The organism is Variovorax sp. J31P207 (assembly GCF_030316965.1).
Taxonomy (GTDB): domain Bacteria; phylum Pseudomonadota; class Gammaproteobacteria; order Burkholderiales; family Burkholderiaceae_C; genus Variovorax; species Variovorax ginsengisoli_B.
In genome coordinates this window covers 175,007-194,247 of sequence record NZ_JASZYN010000012.1, presented here as the reverse complement: position 1 = coordinate 194,247, position 19,241 = coordinate 175,007, and the positions used below count along the sequence as shown (strand labels likewise).

Below are 19,241 nucleotides of genomic sequence, written 5' to 3'. Positions count from 1 at the left end.
AGCCTCTCGCGCGACTCCATCCCCGCTGGTTTTTTCGGTTGTGCGGGCCCGCGACCGCTCCCGCGTGCCTTGCTGACATTCGAAGCGAGAACTCAAAGGACGGCAACGGGCCCATCTGCGACATCCACGGTTCGCAAAACCACGTGGAGAAGCTCACAACGATCACACCACAACGACCAAGCTCGGATCAAACCAAGGATTCTCGAAGATCAACTCCTCTGGCTTCTCGACCAGACCCGCGTTGCGGGGATAGCCACGGGGATTTGCGACAACGCGGCAACCCCGCACCTGGTAGTCGAAGCTGTCATGAACATGGCCGTGAACCCAGAGGTCAGCGCGAGCCAGGAGGCTCGAAAGGTCCGACACAAACGCACAGTTCAAGAGATCACCCCGAAAGCGCGGGTGTACCGACTTCGCGTGGGGGCCATGATGCGTGATGACCACGGTTCGTCCATCAAATGGTGTCGAGAGCGCATCTGCGAGCCAGCCCACTGACGCCTGATGCTCGGCTAGGGCGTGGCCTGGTTTGAAGACGCTCTCGCCGAAGCTGATTAAACGGTGGTCGTTGAGGCGTCGCCCTGCCTCGCCCATTCGCATCTGCCGCCAGTCCTGCATTGCAACGCCATCAGCGTAGTCGTAGTCTGTCCACAGCGTGGCCCCGAAGGCTCTCAGTCCAGCAAGCCGTTCCTTCCGAGGCTCATACCAATTCGAAAACTTCAAAAACTGGACTGGGCCGACCTCGTCGTTGTCGAGGATCAGCACCGATGTGCCCTGCGCCAGGCTGCGAGCATGGCGCCGCAACGCAGTCATTTCCTGGTGATAGAACTCATGATTGCCCAGCACATAGAGCACCGGCACTGGCCACCTTCCAAACATTCGCAGCACGTCGTCGATCGAACCGATATCTCCGGCAAGCACGAGCAGGTCTGCCGCGGGACTCGCGGGTATTCCGTGCCAACCAACACGGATGCGCGACGTTAGGAGCTCCAAGTGCAGGTCGGACACGATTTGAATGCGCACCGACTCGTCCGATGGGGGGACGACGGATTGCTTCACAGGGGGGGTTACCACCGTCAGCTGCTTGACTGCAAGCGCTGCTTGACCTTCGTCACAAGCCACCTGATTTCTTGCCGATCCAGGTCCCAACCCTTGCGACGAACTCTTCCGAGCAGCGTCCTGCCGAGCCAGTCGATCTTCCACGAAGGATTTTCCATCAGCTTGCACTGGCTATACGCGACCAGATGCTCCAGCAATTGCACATTCTCTTCATAGCGGACGAACAGTTCGGCCTCAGTCTTCATCTGCCAATCAGACCTGATGTGATAGTCAGGGATTCGCGGCTTCATTGTGTTTCCCCGGATCAGGATAGGCGCCGCTTCGCATCCGCGCCAGAAGTCTTGCGACCAGTTCTCGGCCGTACACACTCGTCATGAGTTCTTTTGGCATCCGCCCTCCCAGGGCATAACACGGGTGAGCCAGCCAGGTCGCAATCCATGCAGACGCGTCGAATCCTTCAGGCTCTCCGGACTCCTCCACCATCCGCCGGACGAACACCACAAGTTGACCCACGTGGCCCTCGTAGGCGTCCAGCCCTTGCCTGCGCGGTTCTGATTCGTTCATGTTCGTCCGCCTTGCGGCGGAGAACGTTGTTTGGTGAGCCGATCGCTCACGCGACTCATGATCCAGTCGAGTTCCCGGGGCGCAAGGTCCCAGTCCTTGTGGATCACGCCTTGACGGACGCGCGGCAATAGTGACGGGATGTCGAGCGCGTTGTTCTCATGAAGCTTCCGTTTGCAGTAGATCTCCAACTGTTCAACCAGATCTTGGCAAGCAAGGAACCGCTCCATGTGCTCTTCGTCGGTGAGCCCCTCGACGAACCGACCTTCAACCATTCTGACGGCGAGCTTTCTCTGGTGGCCCGAAACCGCGCCCGGCTCTGTGGCCCGAGGAAAGTCCGACGGAATCTGATGTGCCTGCGCGATCGTCATGGCACATCGTTGCATGCCTGCGCGAGGGACTCAACCCCGCGAGTGTGCCTTGCGCAGGCAGTCAGACGCTGATTGTCGGCTCTGTGTTTCGCGTATGAGGTCAATCCGGCGCGCGCCGGAGATAACCTATATCGCGAAATTTTGAGAATGCCAACTCATTGCCCGCTCATTCAATCGAGAGCCGCGACGATAGAAAAATCATGCTCGCACGGTTGCTTCGTTGCGTTGGTGCGACAACGTCCTCGTTGCCACTCGGAAGGCAAACATGAGGCGGAGCCCTTCGGTCAACAAGGCGGCGCAATTGACCGACCAGGCGCGGCAGTTTGAAGATCACTTCAGTGTGGTGAGACCAGCCGCGAGAATCGACCTCCTGAGGTGCCGATCATCATCCAGCTTGGTAGATGCGCGGAAGGGGCACCGGCGGCACGACTTGGGACAGCAGTCCGGCAAGAACGTCTATTCGACGTCCGGCGCCGTACTTCCCACCGACCGTTCCGGGTTCGTGACCGCAGATTTGATCGATAGCTGAATCGTCGAGGCCCGCATTCCGACAAAGGTCCTTGAACAGGTGTCGGAAGCTGTGAAAGACCTTGCTCTTCTCAGTGATTCTCAAACTGTCCAGGTGACGTCCGAACCATTTCGAGAACGCGGCACTCTGTTCCTCTCGCTGACTGGTGACCTTCGGAAAGAGTCTGCCGTGGCGCGATCGAACGAAGTCCAGGAAGCCAGCTTCGACCAGCGCAGGATGTATGGGAACCTGTCGATTCGCCCGGTTCGAGTTCTTGCTGTCCCCAATCTGGAAATAGGGATTCCCTTGCGCATCAACATCAAACTGCTCTGCGCGGAGCACGGCAATCTCTTCAAGGTTTGCACCGCTCAGGTAAGCGATGGCCGGAACCCAGGCCGCGGCCTCCCCTCCTCCACCTAGTGGTCGGTCGCCCTTCGTATAGACGTCTGAACTGAAGATGCGCAGTAGGTCGGCGTCGCTGAAGGGAAGTCGCTGCGAGTTCATGATGCCGCGAATCTCCTTCTTGATCTTGATGTTCTCGAACGGATTCGAGCTGAGATGCTTCGCGTATCGGGTACTGTTCCGCCCAGCGTTCACGATGGTGCCGATGAAACCAATCTTGTTTGCCACGGTGTTCGCGTGCAAGCCCACGGTGACAAGCAAATGGTCTCGGAACGCAAGCGCATCCTCGCGGGTCGCCGTCGTGGGCGTCACCTGCGGGCGGAGTTCACGAAACAGATTCAATGCAGCCAGGTAGGAGTCCCTGGTGCGCTGCGGCCGCACAACCTCTGCGGCCCAGACGTCATACAAGTGTCGCCATTCGATGGTCGGCACTCCAAGCGCCACCATGGGACGCCCCACGGCTTGAACGACGAACTGGTTGGCCAGCACCTCTTGTCCGCCAGTTGTAACAACCGCGCCGGCCTGCCTCGCGAGCACGCCTTCGTACGCCTGGAGCGTCGCCTCCGTAGCCACGAAAGCGAGCCTGCGCCATTCGGCCTCCGAAAACTCAGCGTCATAGCCAAGACCATGGAGATGCGCCGCGGTTGACTCGATCATGGGCTCTACCCGTCCCATCGCAAGCTGCCGGCGCAGGACGTCCAGCAGATCGCGAACCTCGCGCTCGTAGGCGGCAAAGTCTTCGGCCGTAAAGCCGTCAATCCGCCGGCGCCGGTCGGTGTCGAGCAAGGACTCGCGCAGCTGGTTGCTGAACTTTCGCTCCACGTCCGCCGATAGCGTGGCAAGGCGTATGCGCTTGGTCCTCTGGATGTTGGCGCGTGAATCGAACGGCAGATCCATGGAATCGAGCGCCGCTCGAGCGTCTGCGATGAGGCAGTCGACCTCGACGGCCTTCTGCTTGCAGGCGCGCTTGGCCGCATCGAAGTCACTCCCGAGCGTCTTCTTGACCTCGCGCTTGCCGATGATGTGGCGGAGCTCGGCCGGAACGGCTTGGCGGAAATAGTAGGTGTTGCCCTTGCGGGCGAGGTACTGAGGCATGTTCTGTCCAGTTGGACCGAGGCTGCTCGTACCCTGTCTTTGTACCTTTTTGTACTTCAACTTCATGGCAAAAATGAAAAAAGCCGTTGCAAATCAATGACTTGCAACGGCTTCTCTGCTTTCTGGCGGAGTGGACGGGACTCGAACCCGCGACCCCCGGCGTGACAGGCCGGTATTCTAACCAACTGAACTACCACTCCTGGTAGACAACGTTCACTCCAAACAGGAGCCAAGTGCTGCGACTTGTGCCTGCTTCACCTTGCAGTGAAACTGGCGACCCTACGGGGATTCGAACCCCGGTAGCCACCGTGAAAGGGTGGTGTCCTAGGCCTCTAGACGATAGGGTCAAAACCTTAGGAACCGCGCTGCGATCAGCGCTTGTTACTTACTTCAAAACTTTCAACTCGACACCATGTTGGTGGAGGTAAGCGGGATCGAACCGCTGACCTCTTGCATGCCATGCAAGCGCTCTCCCAGCTGAGCTATACCCCCCTGGGTGTCGAGCCTCAAATTATAGCCTGAAAATCAGGCCTCCTTCAATCTCTTCAAAATAGTTTCGCGAGAAAAGAGCGCGAGGACCGAATCGAGAGAAGGCGTCTGCGGCGTGCCCATCACGAGCACTCGCACCGGCATGGCTAATGCCGGCATCTTGAGACCTTGCGCAACCAGCACTTCCTTGATGGCTGATGCGATCGCTGCCTTGTCCCAAGCGACGCCCGATAGTTTATCCGCAAGTTCGGCGATTGCCGGGCGCACCGCAGCAGAAATATGCTGTTCGCGATCGGCATCGCTCACGGTCACGTCGGCATAGAACGCAGCAGCCCATCCGGCCAGCGCAACGGTCGTGTCGCAGCGGTCCTTGAACAGTCCGCAGATCGCCGGCAGGCGCTCGTCGGCCGTGATGCCGCGCTGGTGCAGCTGGGCGGCCACCAGCGGTGCCAGCGCATCGTCGGCCATCGCCTTCAGGTGCTGCGCGTTGACCCAACGCAGCTTGGTCTCGTCGAACTGCGCCGCACTGCGGCCCAGGTGGTCGAGGTTGAACCACTCGACGAACTGCGCGCGCGAAAAGATCTCGTCGTCGCCATGGCTCCAGCCCAGGCGCGCGAGGTAGTTCACCATCGCCTCGGGCAGGAAGCCCTCGTCGCGGAACTGCGTCACGGGCTTGGCGCCGTTGCGCTTGCTCATCTTCTCGCCCTGCTCGTTGAGCACGGTGGGCAGGTGCGCATACACCGGCGGCTCCTTGCCGAGCGCGCGGAAGATGTTGATCTGGCGCGGCGTGTTGTTGACGTGGTCGTCGCCGCGGATCACGTGCGTGATCGCCATGTCGATGTCGTCGACGACGACGCAGAAGTTGTAGGTCGGCGTACCGTCGGGGCGCGCGATCACGAGGTCGTCGAGTTCGTCGTTGCCGATCTCGATGCGGCCCTTGACCTTGTCGTCCCAGGCCACCGCGCCGCCCTGCGGATTGCGGAAGCGCAGCACCGGCTGCACGCCCTCGGGAACCGGAGGCAGCGTCTTGCCCGTCTCGGGCCGCCAGGTGCCGTCGTAGCGCGGCTTCTCCTTCGCGGCCATCTGCTTCTCGCGCAGCGCGTCGAGCTCGGCCATGCTCATGTAGCAGGGGTAGACCAGGTTCGCTGCCTGCATCTCGGCCAGCACCGCCTTGTAGCGGTCCATGCGCTGCATCTGATAGAACGGGCCCTCGTCGTGGTCCAGGCCCAGCCACTGCATGCCTTCGAGGATCACGTCGACCGCGGCCTGCGTCGAACGCTCGACGTCGGTGTCCTCGATGCGCAGGATGAAGTCGCCGCCGGTCGAGCGCGCGAAGGCCCACGGATAGAGGGCCGAGCGGATGTTGCCGAGGTGGATGAATCCGGTCGGGGACGGTGCGAAACGGGTGCGGGTCTTCTGTGTCATGCGAGGGTGCTCAGGCCGCGCAGGAGGTCGGCCTTGATGTCGTCGATATGGTCCAGGCCCACCGCCACGCGGATCAGGCCCTGGCCGATGCCGGCCGCCTGCCGCTGCGCTTCAGTGAGGCGCCCGTGCGAGGTGGTGGCCGGATGGGTGATGGTGGTCTTGGTGTCGCCGAGGTTGGCCGTGATGCTCAGCACGCGCGTGCTGTCGATCACGTGGAATGCGTTGGTGCGCGAAGCCTCCGGGCCGCTGCCTTCGACGTCGAAGGACACCACCGCGCCGCCCAGCCCCGACTGCTGGCGCATCGCCAGTTCGTGCTGCGGATGCGAGGCCAGGCCGGGGTAGTACACGCGTGCCACGCCGGGCTGCGTCTCGAGCCACTGCGCCAGCGCCAATGCACCGGCGCAATGCGCCTGCATGCGGATGCCCAGCGTCTCCAGGCCCTTGAGCACGACCCAGGCGTTGAACGGCGACAGCGCCATGCCGGCGGTGCGCACCACCGGCCCGAACACTTCGTTGATCAGCTTGGCCGAGCCGCAGATCGCGCCGGCCAGCACGCGGCCCTGCCCTTCGAGGTACTTGGTGCCCGAGTGGATGACCAGGTCGGCGCCGAGTTCGGTCGGCCGCTGCAGGGCCGGCGAGCAGAAGCAGTTGTCGACCGCCAGCAGCGCGCCCGCGCCATGCGCTAGGTCGGCCAGCGCGCGGATGTCGCAGACGTCGGTCAGCGGATTGGTCGGCGTCTCGGCGAACAGCAGCTTGGTGGTCGGGCGGATCGCCGCCTTCCATTCGGCGACATCGGTCTGCGAGACGAAGGTGGTCTCGACGCCGAACTTGCCGAACTCGCGGCCGATCAGGTTCAAGGTGGAGCCGAACACCGAGCGCGAGCACACGACGTGATCGCCGGCACGCAGCAGGCCCATGCACATCATGAGGATCGCGCCCATGCCGCTCGAGGCGCCGATCGCGGCCTCGGTGCCTTCGAGCGCGGCCAAGCGCTGCTCGAAGCTGGCCACGGTCGGGTTCGAGGTGCGCGTGTAGGTGAAGCCTTCCTCGGTGCCGGCGAAGCGGCGCGCCGAGGTCTCGGCGTCGGGCTGCACGAAGCTGCTGGTGAGGAACAGCGCCTCGGAGTTCTCGCCGTACTGGCTGCGCTCGAGCGCGGTGCGGACCGCCAGCGTGTCGCGGTGCAGTCCGGGGGGCAGGGATCGATCGGTCGTCACGGGTTCACTCGGCGAGGTTGGGCAGCGCGAGGCGCGACGAGTCTTCGCCGGTCTCCTCGATGCGCGGCCGGTTGCCGTTCATGCGCGAGATGGCTTCGGTGTCGATATCGCCGGTGACGTACACGCCGTCGAAGCAGGAGGCATCGAAGCCGTCGAGTTTCGGATTCAGCGAGCCGATGGCGCGCTTCATGGCGTCGACGTCCTGGTAGATCAGCGCGTCGCAGCCGATCAGTTCGCGGATCTGCTCGACCGTGCGGTCGTGCGCGACCAGTTCGTCCTTGGTCGGCATGTCGATGCCGTAGACGTTGGGGTAGCGCACCGGCGGCGCCGCGCTCGCGAGGTAGACCTTGCGGGCACCGGCGTCGCGCGCCATCTGGACGATCTCGCGGCTGGTGGTGCCGCGCACGATCGAGTCGTCGACCAGCAGCACGTTGCGGCCCTTGAATTCGCTGGCGATCACGTTGAGCTTCTGGCGCACCGACTTCTTGCGCACGCCCTGCCCCGGCATGATGAAGGTGCGGCCGACATAGCGGTTCTTGACGAAGCCTTCGCGGTAAGGAACGCCCAGCAGGTGCGCCAACTGCGTCGCGCTGGGCCGGCTCGATTCGGGGATCGGGATGATGACGTCGATCTCGCTCGGCGGCACGGTCGAGACCACGCGCTTGGCCAGCGTCTCGCCAAGGTTCAGGCGCGCCTGGTAGACCGAGATCCCGTCGAGCACCGAATCCGGGCGCGCCAGGTAGACGAACTCGAAGATGCAGGGATTGAGCGTCGGCGAGTCGGCGCATTGTTCGGAATGCACCTGGCCCTGCAGGTCGACGAAGACCGCCTCGCCCGGCGCGATGTTGCGCTCGAACACATGGCCCGAGCCCTCGAGCGCGACCGATTCGCTGGCCACCATGATCGTGCCGTCGGCGCCGCGGCCCATGGCCAGCGGCCGGATGCCGTAGGGGTCGCGGAAGGCCAGCAGGCCGTGGCCGGCGATCAGCGCCACCACCGCGTAGGAGCCGCGCAGGCGGCGCTGCGTGTTGCGCACCGCCTCGAACACGGTGGCCGAGTTGAGCAGGCCGCCACGGGTGGCGCGGTCGAGTTCGTGCGCCAGCACGTTGAGCAGCACTTCGGAGTCGCTCTCGGTGTTGGTGTGGCGGTGGTCGGTGGAGAACAGCTCGGTCCGCAGCGCATGGGCGTTGGTCAGGTTGCCGTTGTGCACCAGCACGATGCCGAAGGGCGCGTTGACATAGAAGGGCTGGGCCTCTTCCTCGCTGTAGGCGTTGCCGGCGGTCGGGTAGCGCACCTGGCCCAGGCCGACGTCGCCCGGCAGGCCGCGCATGTTGCGGGTGCGGAAGACGTCGCGCACCATGCCCTTGGCCTTGTGCATGAAGAACTTGCGCTCGAGCAGCGTCACGATGCCGGCGGCATCCTGGCCGCGGTGCTGCAGCAGCAGCAAGGCGTCGTAGAGCAGTTGATTGACGGGAGCGTTGCTGACAACGCCGACGATTCCACACATGAAGCGATCCTCTCAGGGCAGGTAGCTTGCCAACTTATCTGGCAAGGCGGGTTTCAGGCCCTGCAATGCCGCATCGAGAACAATGGCGCTGCGCGATCCGTGCCACCAGGCACTGTCGCTCAACGCCAACAAATGAACAACCACCGCGACGGCGAGCATCGCCACCGCGCCGCGCGCCACGCCGAACACGCCGCCGAGGATCCGGTCCACCGGCCGCAAGCCGATCGCGGCGACCAGCTTGCGCGTGAGCGCCGCCAGCAAGCCGACGCTGAACGCCACGCCGACGAACACCAGCACGAAGCCGGCCGCATAGCGCCAGCTCGCGGCCGGATCGCCGAAGGGCAGCCAGCGCCCGACGTCCTCGGCCAGCCATTGCGCCGCCACGAAGGCCACGACCCAGCCGGCCAGCGAAATCACCTCGAACACCAATCCGCGCACCAGGCCCAGCAGCATCGACACCAGGAGCAGCGCGACGGCGATCCAGTCGAGCGTGGCCACGTCGCTGCGCGAGCCTACAAGCTGAGGACGGCGGCCGACAAAGACAAGCCCTTGACCTTGGCCGCGGCCCGGTCGGCCTCGGCGCGGCTGGCGAAGGGGCCGACACGCACACGCGTGCGTTCGCCATCGGCCGTCTTCGCGACGCTGGTGTAGGTCTTGAGGCCGGATTTTTCGAGCTTCTGGCGCACTTCACGGGCCTTGTCCGCATCGGCGAAGGCGCCGACCTGGACCACGAAGCGGCCGTTGTCGTCGGCGGGCTTGGTGGCCGCGGCGGCGGCCGCGGCCACGGTGGACGGCTTGCCTTCGAGCAGCGCCCGGGCCCGGGCAGCGTCGTCGGCAGCGGCGGCCGGCTTCGGCGCGGCGGGCTTGGGTTCGGGTTTCGGCTCGGGCTTGGGCTCGGCTTTGGCTTCAGGCCTCGGCTTGGGTTCGGGCTTCGGGTCCGGCCGAGCCTCGGCCTTGGGGGCCGTCTTGGGCTCCGGCGCGGCTTCGGCGGCCGGCGTCGCCGCAGCCAGCTTGCCCGGCGGGATCTCGCTGCCGTCGGCCGCCTCGGTGATCATGCCGCCGGAGCCCGCGGTGGCGGGCGCGGCGGCGACCGGCTTGTCGGTGCCCGGTGCGGCGGTGGTCGCGGGCGTCGGCAGGGCCAGCGGCTTGACCTTGTTGCGATCGGGAATGTCGATCGGGATGTCGACCGAGATCGGGCGCGGCTGGGTGTCGAACAGCAGCGGGAAACCGACCACGCCAATCAGCACCAGGACGGCCGCGCCCAGCAGCCGGTGGCGTGCCCGGCGGCGCATCGCCTCGATGCTCTCAGCCGGCGCGGCGGCGACGGTGTTTCGCCCTTCGTTGCCTTGAGGACCGCGGGTGCGGAACTTGAAGAACGCCATGAAATTCGTTTTCCTGAGGGGTGCAGCGTGCGGTTGAAACGAGAAGAATCGGAAGCAGGAGGCGCCGGAAATCAGGCTGTTTCAGGAGCCGGGAGCCAGGTGCCTGGCGCCCAGACGGGGTGTTCCGTGCTCGAGCACACCACCCACGGTGAAGAACGATCCGAAGACCACGATTCTATCAGCGGGGTCCGCGCGATCGATGGCCGCCTGCAGCGCCTCCATGGGTGCGCCGTGGACGCTGGCCGAGACGTCGCTGCGCTTGTTCTGGGCCTGCCAGCGCACGATCAGGTCGTCGGCCTTGGCGGCCCGCGCGGTCGGCAGGTCGGTGAAGTACCAGCGGTCGATCATCGGCCCGATGCGCGCGAACATCGGCGCCAGGTCCTTGTCGGCCATGACGCCGAACACCGCATGGGTCGTCGGATAGAAGCCCATCGCGTCGAGGTTCTCGGCCAGTGCCGCCACCGCATGCGGGTTGTGGGCAACGTCGAGCACCAACGCCGGCTCGCCCGGGACGATCTGGAAGCGGCCCGGCAGCTCGACCATCGCCAGCCCGTTGCGCACCGCCTGGGCCGTGATCGGCAGCCGCTGGCGCAGCGACTCGAGCGCCGCCAGCACCCCGGCCGCGTTGACCAGCTGGTTGGCGCCGCGCAGCGCCGGGTAGGCCAGCCCGCTGTAGCGCCGGCCGCGGCCGCTCCAGCCCCATTGCTGCTGGTCGCCCATGACGTTGAAGTCGCGGCCGACGCGCCAGAGGTCGGCGCCGATCGCCTCGGCATGGTCGACAACGCTCTGGGGCGGCACCGGATCGCTGACGATCGCCGGCCGGCCCGGGCGCATCACGCCGGCCTTCTCGAAGCCGATGGCTTCGCGGTCGTTGCCGAGGAATTCCATGTGGTCGAGGTCGATGCTGGTGATGACCGCGCAATCGGCATCGACGATGTTGACCGCGTCGAGCCGCCCGCCGAGCCCGACCTCGAGGATCGCGACATCGGGCTTGCTGGCGGCGATGCACAGCAGGATCGCCAGCGTGGTGAATTCGAAGTAGGTCAGCGCGACGTCGCCCCGGCCTTGCTCCACCTGCTCGAAGAACGGCGCCAGCACGCCGGCATCGACCGCTTCGCCGACCAGCCGCAGCCGCTCTTCGAAGCGCACCAGGTGCGGCGAGGTGAACACTGCGGTGCGGTAGCCGGCATGGGTCAGGATCGACTCGAGCATGGCGCAGGTCGAGCCCTTGCCGTTGGTGCCGGCCACGGTGATGACCGGGCAGTCGAAGGCCAGGCCCAGGCGCTGCGCGACCGCGCGGACCCGGTCGAGGCCGAGCTCGATGTTCTTGGGATGCAGGCGCTCGGCGTGCGCCAACCAGTCTTCTAGGGTTTTCATGGAGCCCGGAATTGTCGCCGACCGGCGCCGCGGGCATCATCGCCGCATGACAACCCTCTACGGCATCCCGAATTGCGACACCGTCAAGCGCGCCCGCGCCTGGCTCGACGAACATGGCATCGCCTACGATTTCCACGACTTCAAGAAGGCCGGCGTGCCCGAGGCCGAGCTCGACCGCTGGCTGGCCGCGCCGGGCTGGGAGGCGCTGGTCAACCGCCGCGGCACCACCTGGCGGCGGCTGGACGACGCCACCCGCACCGCGGTGGTCGACGCCGCCTCGGCCCGCGCGGTGCTGCTGGCCAACCCGAGCCTGATCAAGCGACCGGTGGTCAACTGGGGATCGGGCCGCGACGTTACAACCGGATTCGACGCCGCCCAGTGGAAAAGCCACGCTTTGTAAAGGGTTGGAACCGCGGAGGCCCGAACGCCTCCAACGTTTTGGCGAGGGCGCCCCGCCCCCCGGGAATCCAGGAGATTTGAAATGAACAAGACAAGCGCACGCACCGCAACCGCCCTGTCGCTGCTGGCCGCACTGGCCGGCTTCGGCACGCTGGCCCAGGCCGAACAGGTGCAGGCACGGGTGATCACGAGCTCGCCGGTGACCGAATCGAACGGTGTCATCCGCTACAACGTGACCTACGAATACGCAGGCCGCCAGTACAACACCCGCGTCAGCAACCCGCCCGGCGCCAGCATCTGGGTCGATTCGAGCGCCTATGGCATCGCCACCCCTTCGCCGGTGGCGCCGCAGCCGCAGATGGCGGCCGGTCCGCTCGAGGCGCCGCAGCAGTACGGGCAGCAACAGTACGGGCTACAGCAGCAACAGCAACCGCAGGACTGGAGCAACGTCGTGCCCGAACCGGGCCTGGTGGTGTCGGGCGGCGGCGCGCCCGCCCCGGCCCCGCTCTACGCCCAGGGGGCCCCGGTCTATGCGCCGGCACCGGTCTACGTGCAGCCGGCACCGGTGTACTACCCGGCTCCGGCGTACTACCCGGCACCCGCCTACGCCTACCCGCCGATCGGCATCTCGCTGGGCTTCGGCTACTCGCGCGGCTGGGGCGGCCGCTGGCGCTGATCCCTGCCTTGGGCCGGAAGGCCGGCCGGCAAGCCTAAAATCAACGGCTTTGCCAACCCAACCGGGCGCGTTTCCTCAGAACGCGCCTTTTGCTTGCCGCGACGCAGGCAATGCCAGGCCCTTCTACCCATGAGCACTACCGAATCCCTCCTGAGCGCCACGGTCTCGACCAAGGCCAACGTGTACTTCGACGGCAAATGCGTGAGCCACAACCTCACGCTCGCCGACGGCAGCAAGAAGTCGGTCGGCGTGATCCTGCCGTCGACCCTGACCTTCAACACCGGCGCGCCCGAAACCATGGAAGGTGCCGGCGGCCAGTGCGAGTACCTGCTCGCGGGCAGCACGGAATGGGTGGCCTCGGGCGCCGGCCAGAAGTTCAGCGTGCCGGGCAACTCCAGCTTCCAGATCCGCGTCAGCGGCGAGCCCTACAGCTACATCTGCCACTTCGGCTGAACGGAATCCAGCGCATGTCCTCCACCATCCTCCAGAACGTTCCCGCCGGCCAGAAGGTCGGCATCGCCTTCTCCGGCGGCCTCGACACCAGCGCCGCGCTGCACTGGATGCGCAACAAGGGCGCGATTCCCTACGCCTACACCGCCAACCTCGGCCAGCCCGACGAGCCCGACTACGACGAGATCCCGCGCAAGGCGATGCTCTATGGCGCCGAGAAGGCGCGCCTGGTCGACTGCCGCACCCAGCTGGCCGCCGAAGGGATCGCCGCGCTGCAGGCCGGCGCCTTCCACGTCACGACGGCCGGCCTGACCTACTTCAACACCACGCCGCTGGGCCGCGCGGTCACCGGCACCATGCTGGTGTCGGCCATGAAGGAAGACGACGTCCACATCTGGGGCGACGGCAGCACCTTCAAGGGCAACGACATCGAGCGCTTCTACCGCTACGGCCTCTTGACCAACCCGGCGCTGAAGATCTACAAGCCCTGGCTCGACCAGACCTTCATCGACGAGCTCGGCGGCCGCAAGGAGATGTCGGAGTTCATGCAGAAGGCCGGCTTCGCCTACAAGATGTCGACCGAGAAGGCCTATTCGACCGACTCGAACATGCTGGGCGCCACGCACGAGGCCAAGGACCTCGAGTTCCTGAACAGCGGCATGAAGATCGTGCAGCCGATCATGGGCGTCGCCTTCTGGAAGGACGAGGTGGAAGTCAAGCGCGAAGAGGTCCGCATCCGCTTCGAGGAAGGCCGTCCGGTCGCCCTCAACGGCGTCGAGTACGCCAGCCTGGTCGACCTGCTGCTCGAAGCCAACCGCATCGGCGGCCGCCACGGCCTGGGCATGAGCGACCAGATCGAGAACCGCATCATCGAAGCCAAGAGCCGCGGCATCTACGAGGCGCCCGGCCTGGCGCTGCTGTTCATCGCCTACGAGCGGCTGGTGACCGGCATCCACAACGAGGACACGATCGAGCAGTACCGCGACCACGGCCGCCGCCTCGGCCGCCTGCTCTACCAGGGCCGCTGGTTCGACCCGCAGGCCATCATGCTGCGCGAGACGGCCCAGCGCTGGGTCGCGCGCGCGGTCACGGGCGAGGTCACGGTCGAGCTGCGCCGCGGCAACGACTACTCGATCCTCGACACCGTGAGCCCCAACCTGACCTACGCGCCCGAGCGCCTGTCGATGGAAAAGGTCGAGGACGCGCCGTTCAGCCCGCTGGACCGCATCGGCCAGCTGACGATGCGCAACCTGGACATCGTCGACACCCGCGCCAAGCTGGCGATCTACACGCAGACCGGGCTGCTGTCGTCGACGCAAGGTGCGTCGCTGCCCCAACTGAAGAACGACGAAACGAAGTGAGTCGGGCCGTCGTGGTCGTCAGACCACGACCGGCTCCGGTTCCAGCCGGATGCCGAAACGCTCGTAGACGCTGGTCTGGATCGCCTTGGCCAGCGTCATGACCTCGCCGCCGGTCACCGGGTTGGCGCTGCCGCCGCGGTTGACCAGCACCAGCGCCTGGCGCTCGTAGACGCCGGCATTGCCGACCGACTTGCCCTTCCAGCCGCAGGCATCGATCAGCCAGCCGGCCGCCAGCTTGATGCTGCCGTCGGCCATCGGGTAGTGCACGATCTTCGGGTCGCGGGCGATGATGTCGGCGCACTGCTCGGGCGTCACGGTCGGGTTCTTGAAGAAGCTGCCGGCATTGCCGAGCACCCGCCAGTCGGGCAGCTTGGCGCGGCGGATGGCGCAGATCCAGTCGAAGACCTCGATCGCCTCGGGCTGGAAATTGCCGGTCTCGTCCATCTTTCGCTCGAGGTCCAGGTAGCCCAGCACCGGCTTCCAGGGCCGTGGCAACCGGAACCGCACCCGCGTGATCAGCGCCCTGCCCGCCAGCCCGAAATCGTTGCCGCCGCTGGCGGCGTGCTTGAACACCGAATCGCGGTAGCCGAAGGCGCACTGCGCGGCATCGAGCGTGAAGACGCGGCCGGTTTGCAGGTCGATGGCGTCGAGCGACTCGAAGCGGTCTTGCAGCTCGACCCCGTAGGCGCCGATGTTCTGCACCGGCGAGCCGCCGACCGTGCCGGGGATCAGCGCCAGGTTCTCGAGGCCGGGGAAGCCCTGCTCGAGGGTCCAGCGCACCGTGTCGTGCCAGACCTCGCCGGCGCCGGCCTCGACGATCCAGGCCCGGGGTGTCTCGTCGACCAGCCGCAGGCCCTTGATCTCGACCTTCAGCACCAGCGGCTTGACGTCGCCGGTCAGCACGATGTTGCTGCCGCCGCCGAGCACGAACTTGGGCGCGTCGCGCCACTGCGCGTCGGCCAGCAGCGCCGCGACGTCGGCTTCGCCGCTGATGCGCACCAGGTGCTGGGCGCGCGCGACGATGCCGAAGCTGTTGTGCTGCTGCAGCGGTACGTTGTGCTCCACGATCATGGGAGAATTGTCGCATTCGCACACCGCGCGAACCCGTGCGCGGCCCCCTTTCCTTCTTTTTTGTTGCTGCCGGAGCCTTTCATCCATGCCGTCCTTCGACACCGTTTGTGAACCCAACTTGCCCGAGGTCAAGAATGCGGTCGAGAACACCGCGAAAGAAATCGGCACGCGCTTCGACTTCAAGGGCACGGCGGCCTCGGTCGAGCTCAAGGACAAGGAAATCACCATGATCGGCGACGCCGAGTTCCAGCTGGTGCAGGTGGAAGACATCCTGCGCGCCAAGCTGACGAAGCGCAGCGTCGACGTCCGCTTCCTCGACAAGGGCGACGTCCAGAAGATCGGCGGCGACAAGGTCAAGCAGGTCATCAAGGTCAAGAGCGGCATCGAGACCGAGACCTCCAAGAAGATCCAGCGCCTGATCAAGGACAGCAAGCTCAAGGTGCAGGCCTCGATCCAGGGCGACGCGGTGCGCGTCACGGGCGCCAAGCGCGACGACCTGCAGGCCGCGATGGCACTGATCAAGAAGGACGTGCCCGACATGCCGCTCAGCTTCAACAACTTCAGAGACTGACGCGCTCGCCATGAAAAAGCCGCTCCTCGCGCTCTTGTTCGCGGCAGCCTGCGCCCTGGCGCAGGCCCAGTCGGTCACGCTGACCGGCACCATCGGCAGCCGCGCGATCCTGATCGTGAACGGCGGCGCACCGAAGACGCTGGCTGTCGGCGAGACTTTCCAGGGCGTCAAGCTGGTCTCGCTGCAGGGCGAACAGGCCACGGTCGAGGCCGAGGGCAAGCGGGTCGCGCTGCGCATGGACACGCCGGTGAGCATCGGCGGCGGCGGGTCTGCAGGCGGCGGCACCCGCATCGTGCTGCCGGCGTCGAGCGGCGGGCACTTCATGGCCCAGGGCGCCATCAACGGCAAGTCCGTCAACTTCATGCTCGACACCGGCGCCACCACCATCGCACTCTCGGCCGCCGACGCGCAGCGCATCGGGCTCGATTTCAGCAAGGGCCAGCCGGTGCGCATGAACACGGCCAACGGCGTGTCACAGGGCTATCGGGTGAAGCTCGGTTCGGTCCGGGTTGGCGACGTCGAGGTCTACGACGTCGACGCCATCGTCTCGCCGGAGCCCATGCCCTACATCCTGCTCGGCAACAGCTTCATCAGCCGCTTCTCGATGCGGCGCGATGCCGACCAGATGGTGCTCGAGAAACGCTTCTAGCGCGGCCCCCAAGCCGGGCTCAGTTCACGGCTGCCGTCACCACGATTTCAATCTTGTAGCCCTGCTTGGCCATCGCGGCCTGCACGGTGGCGCGCGGCGGCGTGTTTCCGGCCGGGATCCAGGCGTCCCAGACTTCGTTCATCGAAACGATGTCGGTGATGTCCGAAAGAAAGATCTGCACCATGAGGAGACGCGACTTGTCGCTGCCGGCCTCGGCCAGCAGGCGGTCGACCATCGCCAGCACCTGCGCGGTCTGGCCGCGGATGTCCTGCGACAGGTCGTCGGCCACCTGGCCGGCGAGGTAGACCGTGCCGTTGTGGACCGCGGTCTCGCTGAGGCGCGGACCGACGTGAAAGCGCTGGAGGGTCGCCATGGGATGTGTCCTTGTTGCTATGTTTTCTTTGAACCGAGCCTGGACTCGGTACCGGCCGCCAGTCGGCGGATGTTCTCTCGGTGGCGCCAGACCAGCAGCAGGCTGATCGACACCAGCACCAGCAGCACCGCGAGGTCGAGCGGCCAGGCGATCTGGCCGCCGATCAGGTAGTAGGCCGGCGCGAAGAACGCGGCCACGATGGAAGCCAGCGACGAGTAGCGGAAGAAGACCGCGATGATCAGCCAGGTGACGCCGGTCGCCAGGCCCAGCAGCGGCTCGATGCCGACCAGCGCACCGGCGGCGGTCGCCACCCCCTTGCCGCCCTGGAAACCGAAGAACACCGGATAGAGGTGGCCCAGGAAGGCCGCCAGGCCGGCCACCGCGGCGGTGCCCGCGCCGAGGCCCAGGCCGGCGCCGAAGTGGTGGATCAGGAACACCGGCAGCCAGCCCTTGAGCGCGTCGAGCAGAAGGGTCGCGAGCGCGGCACCCTTGTTGCCCGAGCGCAGCACGTTGGTCGCGCCCGGGTTCTTGCTGCCATAGCTGCGCGGGTCGGCCATGCCGAGCGACTTGCTGACGATCACGGCAAACGAGAGCGAGCCGACCAGGTAGGACAGGACGATCGCGATCAACGAGGGGATGTAGGAACTCACGGTTTCTCCGGGCGCCTCCGTTCGAGGCAGCCGGCTATTCTGCCAGCGCGCACTGCACCGGCCGGGCGCCGAGCAGCTGGAGGCACACCTGCGGGTCGATGCCCACGAGATAGCCGCGCCGTCCGCCGTTGATCGCGATGCGCGGCAAGTCGAGGATGGTCGACTCGATGTAGACCGGCATCGCGCGCCGCGTGCCGAAGGGCGAGGTGCCGCCGACCAGGAAGCCGCTGTGGCGGTTCGCGACCTCGGGCTTGCAGGGCTCGACCGACTTGGCGCCGATCTGGCGCGCCAGGTTCTTGGTCGACACCGTGCGGTTGCCGTGCATCAGCACGATCAGCGGCTTGGCGTCCTGGTCCTGCATGACCAGCGTCTTGACCACCGTGAAGGGGTCGAGGCCGAGCACCTCGGCACTGTGCTGGGCGCCGCCGTGCTCGAGGTACTCGTAGGGATGCTCGGTGAAGGCGATGCCGTTCGCCCGCAGCAGCTGGGTGGCGGGGGTTTCGGAGACGTGCGTCTTCTTGCTCACACGCTTACGCAGCGGGATCCCGCATTTCCCACCGAATCTTGTCGATCTCGGCCAGCAGCTCCGGCGACAGCGTAGTGCCCCAGGCGTCCAGGTCTTCGTTCAGCTGGGCCACCGAGGTGACGCCGATGATGGTGCTCGCGACCTGCCATTTGGTGTAGCAGAAGGCCAGCGCCATCTGCGCGGGCGTCAGGCCGTGCTCGCGGGCCAGCGCGTTGTAGCGGCGTGCCGCCTTCAGCGCATCGGGACGGCCCCAGCGCTGCTTGCGCACCGATTCGTAGCTCGAGATGCGGGCGCCCCTGGGCGCGTCCGGCCCTTCGGTGCCGCCCAGGTCGTACTTGCCGGTCAGGAGGCCGAAAGCCAGCGGCGAATAGGCCAGCAGCGACACGCCCAGGCGGTGCATGGTCTCGTCGAGCCCGTTCTCGGCCGCGCGGCTGATCAGGCAATAGACGTTCTGCACCGTCGCCACGCGCGGCAGGCCGTGCTGCTCGGCCAGCCGCACGAATTCGTGCACGCCGTAGGGCGTCTCGTTCGACAGACCGATCGCGCGCACCTTGCCGGCCTTGACCAGCTTGCCCAGCGCTTCGAGCTGGTCGTGGATCGGGGTGGTCGAGGTCTCGCGCTTGGGGTCGTAGTAGAGCTGGCCGAAGGCCGGCACATGGCGCTCGGGCCAGTGGATCTGGTAGAGGTCGATGACGTCGGTCTTCAGGCGCTTGAGGCTGGCCTCGCAGGAGGCGGCGATGTCGGCCGGCGTCATGCCGCTGCCCTCGCGCACCCACGGCATGCCGCGCGACGGGCCCGCGACCTTGGTGGCCAGCACGAGCTTCTGGCGCGCGCCGGGGTTTTTCTCGAACCAGTTCCCGATGATGGTTTCGGTGGCGCCGAAGGTTTCCTTGCGCGCCGGCACGGCGTACATCTCGGCGGTGTCGATGAAGTCGACGCCGCGCTCCAGGGAACGATCGAGGATCGCGTGGGCGGTGGGCTCGTCCACCTGCTCGCCGAAGGTCATGGTGCCGAGGCAGATCGGCGTGACATGGAGGTCGCTTTGACCGAGTTGGATTTTTTGCATGGCCGAAATGCTACAGGGTGGATGCAACGCCTGTCTTGCAGTCGACTGCGCCGCCCGCCCGG

General features: G+C 65.9%; 22 protein-coding genes and 3 tRNA genes. 6 read left to right on the top strand and 19 right to left on the bottom strand.

Features of this window, described 5'->3' with window-relative positions; genetic code table 11:
• Positions 1 to 162 precede the first annotated feature (162 nt).
• The 14 genes from QTI68_RS31405 to folC all read right to left on the bottom strand — a co-directional run bounded on the left by QTI68_RS31405 (position 163) and on the right by folC (position 11,399).
• Positions 163 to 1,005 (bottom strand): metallophosphoesterase, encoded by an 843-nt coding sequence (locus QTI68_RS31405; RefSeq protein ID WP_286527144.1) that lies wholly within the window; start codon positions 1,003 to 1,005, stop codon positions 163 to 165.
• A gap of 68 nt (positions 1,006 to 1,073) precedes the next feature.
• Positions 1,074 to 1,301 (bottom strand): hypothetical protein, encoded by a 228-nt coding sequence (locus QTI68_RS31400; RefSeq protein WP_286527143.1) that lies wholly within the window; start codon positions 1,299 to 1,301, stop codon positions 1,074 to 1,076.
• Positions 1,302 to 1,326: 25 nt separating this feature from the next.
• Positions 1,327 to 1,620, bottom strand: a complete 294-nt coding sequence (locus QTI68_RS31395; protein WP_286527141.1) for an MbcA/ParS/Xre antitoxin family protein — start codon at positions 1,618 to 1,620, stop codon at positions 1,327 to 1,329.
• Positions 1,617 to 1,988, bottom strand: coding sequence for a hypothetical protein (locus tag QTI68_RS31390; protein ID WP_286527140.1), 372 nt, complete (start codon positions 1,986 to 1,988; stop codon positions 1,617 to 1,619). Before QTI68_RS31390 ends, QTI68_RS31395 begins: the two co-directional genes overlap by 4 nt.
• A 385-nt stretch (positions 1,989 to 2,373) precedes the next feature.
• Positions 2,374 to 3,993: a site-specific integrase gene (locus QTI68_RS31385; RefSeq protein ID WP_286527139.1), complete on the bottom strand. Its 1,620-nt coding sequence runs from the start codon at positions 3,991 to 3,993 to the stop codon at positions 2,374 to 2,376.
• Between the two features lie 123 nt (positions 3,994 to 4,116).
• A tRNA-Asp gene (locus QTI68_RS31380) sits at positions 4,117 to 4,193 on the bottom strand.
• A 71-nt stretch (positions 4,194 to 4,264) separates the two neighbouring features.
• Positions 4,265 to 4,340, bottom strand: a tRNA-Glu gene (locus QTI68_RS31375).
• A 69-nt stretch (positions 4,341 to 4,409) separates the two neighbouring features.
• Positions 4,410 to 4,485 (bottom strand) — tRNA-Ala (locus QTI68_RS31370).
• A 33-nt stretch (positions 4,486 to 4,518) separates the two neighbouring features.
• Entirely contained in the window at positions 4,519 to 5,907 is a 1,389-nt protein-coding gene (gene gltX, locus QTI68_RS31365; protein ID WP_286527138.1) for a glutamate--tRNA ligase, read from the bottom strand.
• Complete coding sequence (locus tag QTI68_RS31360) at positions 5,904 to 7,121, bottom strand: O-succinylhomoserine sulfhydrylase (protein ID WP_286527137.1); 1,218 nt, start codon at positions 7,119 to 7,121, stop codon at positions 5,904 to 5,906. Before QTI68_RS31360 ends, gltX begins: the two co-directional genes overlap by 4 nt.
• Before the next feature lie 4 nt (positions 7,122 to 7,125).
• Entirely contained in the window at positions 7,126 to 8,628 is a 1,503-nt protein-coding gene (gene purF / locus QTI68_RS31355; protein ID WP_286527135.1) for an amidophosphoribosyltransferase, read from the bottom strand.
• Positions 8,629 to 8,640: 12 nt separating this feature from the next.
• Positions 8,641 to 9,126 (bottom strand): CvpA family protein, encoded by a 486-nt coding sequence (locus tag QTI68_RS31350; RefSeq protein ID WP_286527134.1) that lies wholly within the window; start codon positions 9,124 to 9,126, stop codon positions 8,641 to 8,643.
• 14 nt (positions 9,127 to 9,140) lie between these two features.
• Positions 9,141 to 10,010 (bottom strand): SPOR domain-containing protein, encoded by an 870-nt coding sequence (locus QTI68_RS31345; protein ID WP_286527133.1) that lies wholly within the window; start codon positions 10,008 to 10,010, stop codon positions 9,141 to 9,143.
• 81 nt (positions 10,011 to 10,091) lie between these two features.
• Positions 10,092 to 11,399, bottom strand: coding sequence for a bifunctional tetrahydrofolate synthase/dihydrofolate synthase (gene folC / locus QTI68_RS31340; RefSeq protein ID WP_286527159.1), 1,308 nt, complete (start codon positions 11,397 to 11,399; stop codon positions 10,092 to 10,094).
• A 34-nt stretch (positions 11,400 to 11,433) separates the two neighbouring features.
• Between folC and QTI68_RS31335 the strand changes: the two genes are divergently transcribed.
• From QTI68_RS31335 to argG, 4 genes are all read left to right on the top strand, one after another.
• Positions 11,434 to 11,787 carry an ArsC family reductase gene (locus QTI68_RS31335; RefSeq protein ID WP_286527132.1) on the top strand — a complete coding sequence of 118 codons (354 nt, stop codon included), beginning with the start codon at positions 11,434 to 11,436 and terminating at the stop codon, positions 11,785 to 11,787.
• Positions 11,788 to 11,868: 81 nt separating this feature from the next.
• On the top strand, positions 11,869 to 12,462 hold the full coding sequence (locus tag QTI68_RS31330; protein WP_286527131.1) for a hypothetical protein: 594 nt from the start codon (positions 11,869 to 11,871) through the stop codon (positions 12,460 to 12,462).
• Positions 12,463 to 12,591: 129 nt separating this feature from the next.
• Positions 12,592 to 12,915, top strand: a complete 324-nt coding sequence (ppnP, locus tag QTI68_RS31325; RefSeq protein ID WP_286527130.1) for a pyrimidine/purine nucleoside phosphorylase — start codon at positions 12,592 to 12,594, stop codon at positions 12,913 to 12,915.
• A gap of 14 nt (positions 12,916 to 12,929) precedes the next feature.
• Entirely contained in the window at positions 12,930 to 14,273 is a 1,344-nt protein-coding gene (gene argG / locus QTI68_RS31320) for an argininosuccinate synthase (protein WP_286527128.1), read from the top strand.
• Positions 14,274 to 14,291: 18 nt separating this feature from the next.
• On the opposite strand, the gene murB is transcribed toward argG, so the two are convergent.
• Complete coding sequence (murB, locus tag QTI68_RS31315) at positions 14,292 to 15,344, bottom strand: UDP-N-acetylmuramate dehydrogenase (RefSeq protein WP_286527126.1); 1,053 nt, start codon at positions 15,342 to 15,344, stop codon at positions 14,292 to 14,294.
• An 85-nt stretch (positions 15,345 to 15,429) separates the two neighbouring features.
• On the opposite strand from murB, the gene QTI68_RS31310 reads away from it, so the two are divergent.
• Both QTI68_RS31310 and QTI68_RS31305 read left to right on the top strand, forming a co-directional pair.
• Entirely contained in the window at positions 15,430 to 15,915 is a 486-nt protein-coding gene (locus QTI68_RS31310) for a YajQ family cyclic di-GMP-binding protein (RefSeq protein ID WP_286503767.1), read from the top strand.
• Positions 15,916 to 15,925: 10 nt separating this feature from the next.
• A complete protein-coding gene (locus QTI68_RS31305; protein ID WP_286527125.1) occupies positions 15,926 to 16,564 on the top strand; it encodes a retropepsin-like aspartic protease family protein in 639 nt (212 codons plus the stop codon).
• A gap of 19 nt (positions 16,565 to 16,583) precedes the next feature.
• Here the strand turns inward: QTI68_RS31305 and QTI68_RS31300 are convergent, their stop codons facing one another.
• Genes QTI68_RS31300 through QTI68_RS31285 form a run of 4 tightly spaced genes read right to left on the bottom strand, consistent with a single transcriptional unit; the run spans position 16,584 to position 19,179 of the window.
• Positions 16,584 to 16,937 (bottom strand): RidA family protein, encoded by a 354-nt coding sequence (locus QTI68_RS31300; protein WP_286527124.1) that lies wholly within the window; start codon positions 16,935 to 16,937, stop codon positions 16,584 to 16,586.
• 17 nt (positions 16,938 to 16,954) lie between these two features.
• Positions 16,955 to 17,587 carry a glycerol-3-phosphate 1-O-acyltransferase PlsY gene (gene plsY, locus QTI68_RS31295; protein WP_286527123.1) on the bottom strand — a complete coding sequence of 211 codons (633 nt, stop codon included), beginning with the start codon at positions 17,585 to 17,587 and terminating at the stop codon, positions 16,955 to 16,957.
• Positions 17,588 to 17,621: 34 nt separating this feature from the next.
• Positions 17,622 to 18,113 carry an aminoacyl-tRNA deacylase gene (locus QTI68_RS31290; RefSeq protein ID WP_286527122.1) on the bottom strand — a complete coding sequence of 164 codons (492 nt, stop codon included), beginning with the start codon at positions 18,111 to 18,113 and terminating at the stop codon, positions 17,622 to 17,624.
• Positions 18,114 to 18,117: 4 nt separating this feature from the next.
• The gene (locus tag QTI68_RS31285) at positions 18,118 to 19,179 is read right to left on the bottom strand and encodes an aldo/keto reductase (RefSeq protein WP_286527121.1); all 1,062 of its coding nucleotides are present in this window, start codon (positions 19,177 to 19,179) and stop codon (positions 18,118 to 18,120) included.
• Between the last annotated feature and the right edge of the window lie 62 nt (positions 19,180 to 19,241).

What these genes read in the sequence shown, in the direction of transcription:
- QTI68_RS31335 (WP_286527132.1), top strand. Translation starts at nt 11,434, where the DNA reads ATGACAACCCTCTACGGCATCCCGAATTGCGACACCGTCAAGCGCGCC.
- ppnP (WP_286527130.1), top strand. Translation starts at nt 12,592, where the DNA reads ATGAGCACTACCGAATCCCTCCTGAGCGCCACGGTCTCGACCAAGGCC.
- QTI68_RS31400 (WP_286527143.1), bottom strand. Translation starts at nt 1,301, where the DNA reads ATGAAGACTGAGGCCGAACTGTTCGTCCGCTATGAAGAGAATGTGCAA.
- QTI68_RS31305 (WP_286527125.1), top strand. Translation starts at nt 15,926, where the DNA reads ATGAAAAAGCCGCTCCTCGCGCTCTTGTTCGCGGCAGCCTGCGCCCTG.
- QTI68_RS31385 (WP_286527139.1), bottom strand. Translation starts at nt 3,993, where the DNA reads ATGCCTCAGTACCTCGCCCGCAAGGGCAACACCTACTATTTCCGCCAA.
- QTI68_RS31285 (WP_286527121.1), bottom strand. Translation starts at nt 19,179, where the DNA reads ATGCAAAAAATCCAACTCGGTCAAAGCGACCTCCATGTCACGCCGATC.
- QTI68_RS31345 (WP_286527133.1), bottom strand. Translation starts at nt 10,010, where the DNA reads ATGGCGTTCTTCAAGTTCCGCACCCGCGGTCCTCAAGGCAACGAAGGG.
- purF (WP_286527135.1), bottom strand. Translation starts at nt 8,628, where the DNA reads ATGTGTGGAATCGTCGGCGTTGTCAGCAACGCTCCCGTCAATCAACTG.
- QTI68_RS31390 (WP_286527140.1), bottom strand. Translation starts at nt 1,988, where the DNA reads ATGACGATCGCGCAGGCACATCAGATTCCGTCGGACTTTCCTCGGGCC.
- argG (WP_286527128.1), top strand. Translation starts at nt 12,930, where the DNA reads ATGTCCTCCACCATCCTCCAGAACGTTCCCGCCGGCCAGAAGGTCGGC.
- QTI68_RS31330 (WP_286527131.1), top strand. Translation starts at nt 11,869, where the DNA reads ATGAACAAGACAAGCGCACGCACCGCAACCGCCCTGTCGCTGCTGGCC.
- QTI68_RS31310 (WP_286503767.1), top strand. Translation starts at nt 15,430, where the DNA reads ATGCCGTCCTTCGACACCGTTTGTGAACCCAACTTGCCCGAGGTCAAG.
- murB (WP_286527126.1), bottom strand. Translation starts at nt 15,344, where the DNA reads ATGATCGTGGAGCACAACGTACCGCTGCAGCAGCACAACAGCTTCGGC.
- gltX (WP_286527138.1), bottom strand. Translation starts at nt 5,907, where the DNA reads ATGACACAGAAGACCCGCACCCGTTTCGCACCGTCCCCGACCGGATTC.
- QTI68_RS31300 (WP_286527124.1), bottom strand. Translation starts at nt 16,937, where the DNA reads ATGGCGACCCTCCAGCGCTTTCACGTCGGTCCGCGCCTCAGCGAGACC.
- QTI68_RS31395 (WP_286527141.1), bottom strand. Translation starts at nt 1,620, where the DNA reads ATGAACGAATCAGAACCGCGCAGGCAAGGGCTGGACGCCTACGAGGGC.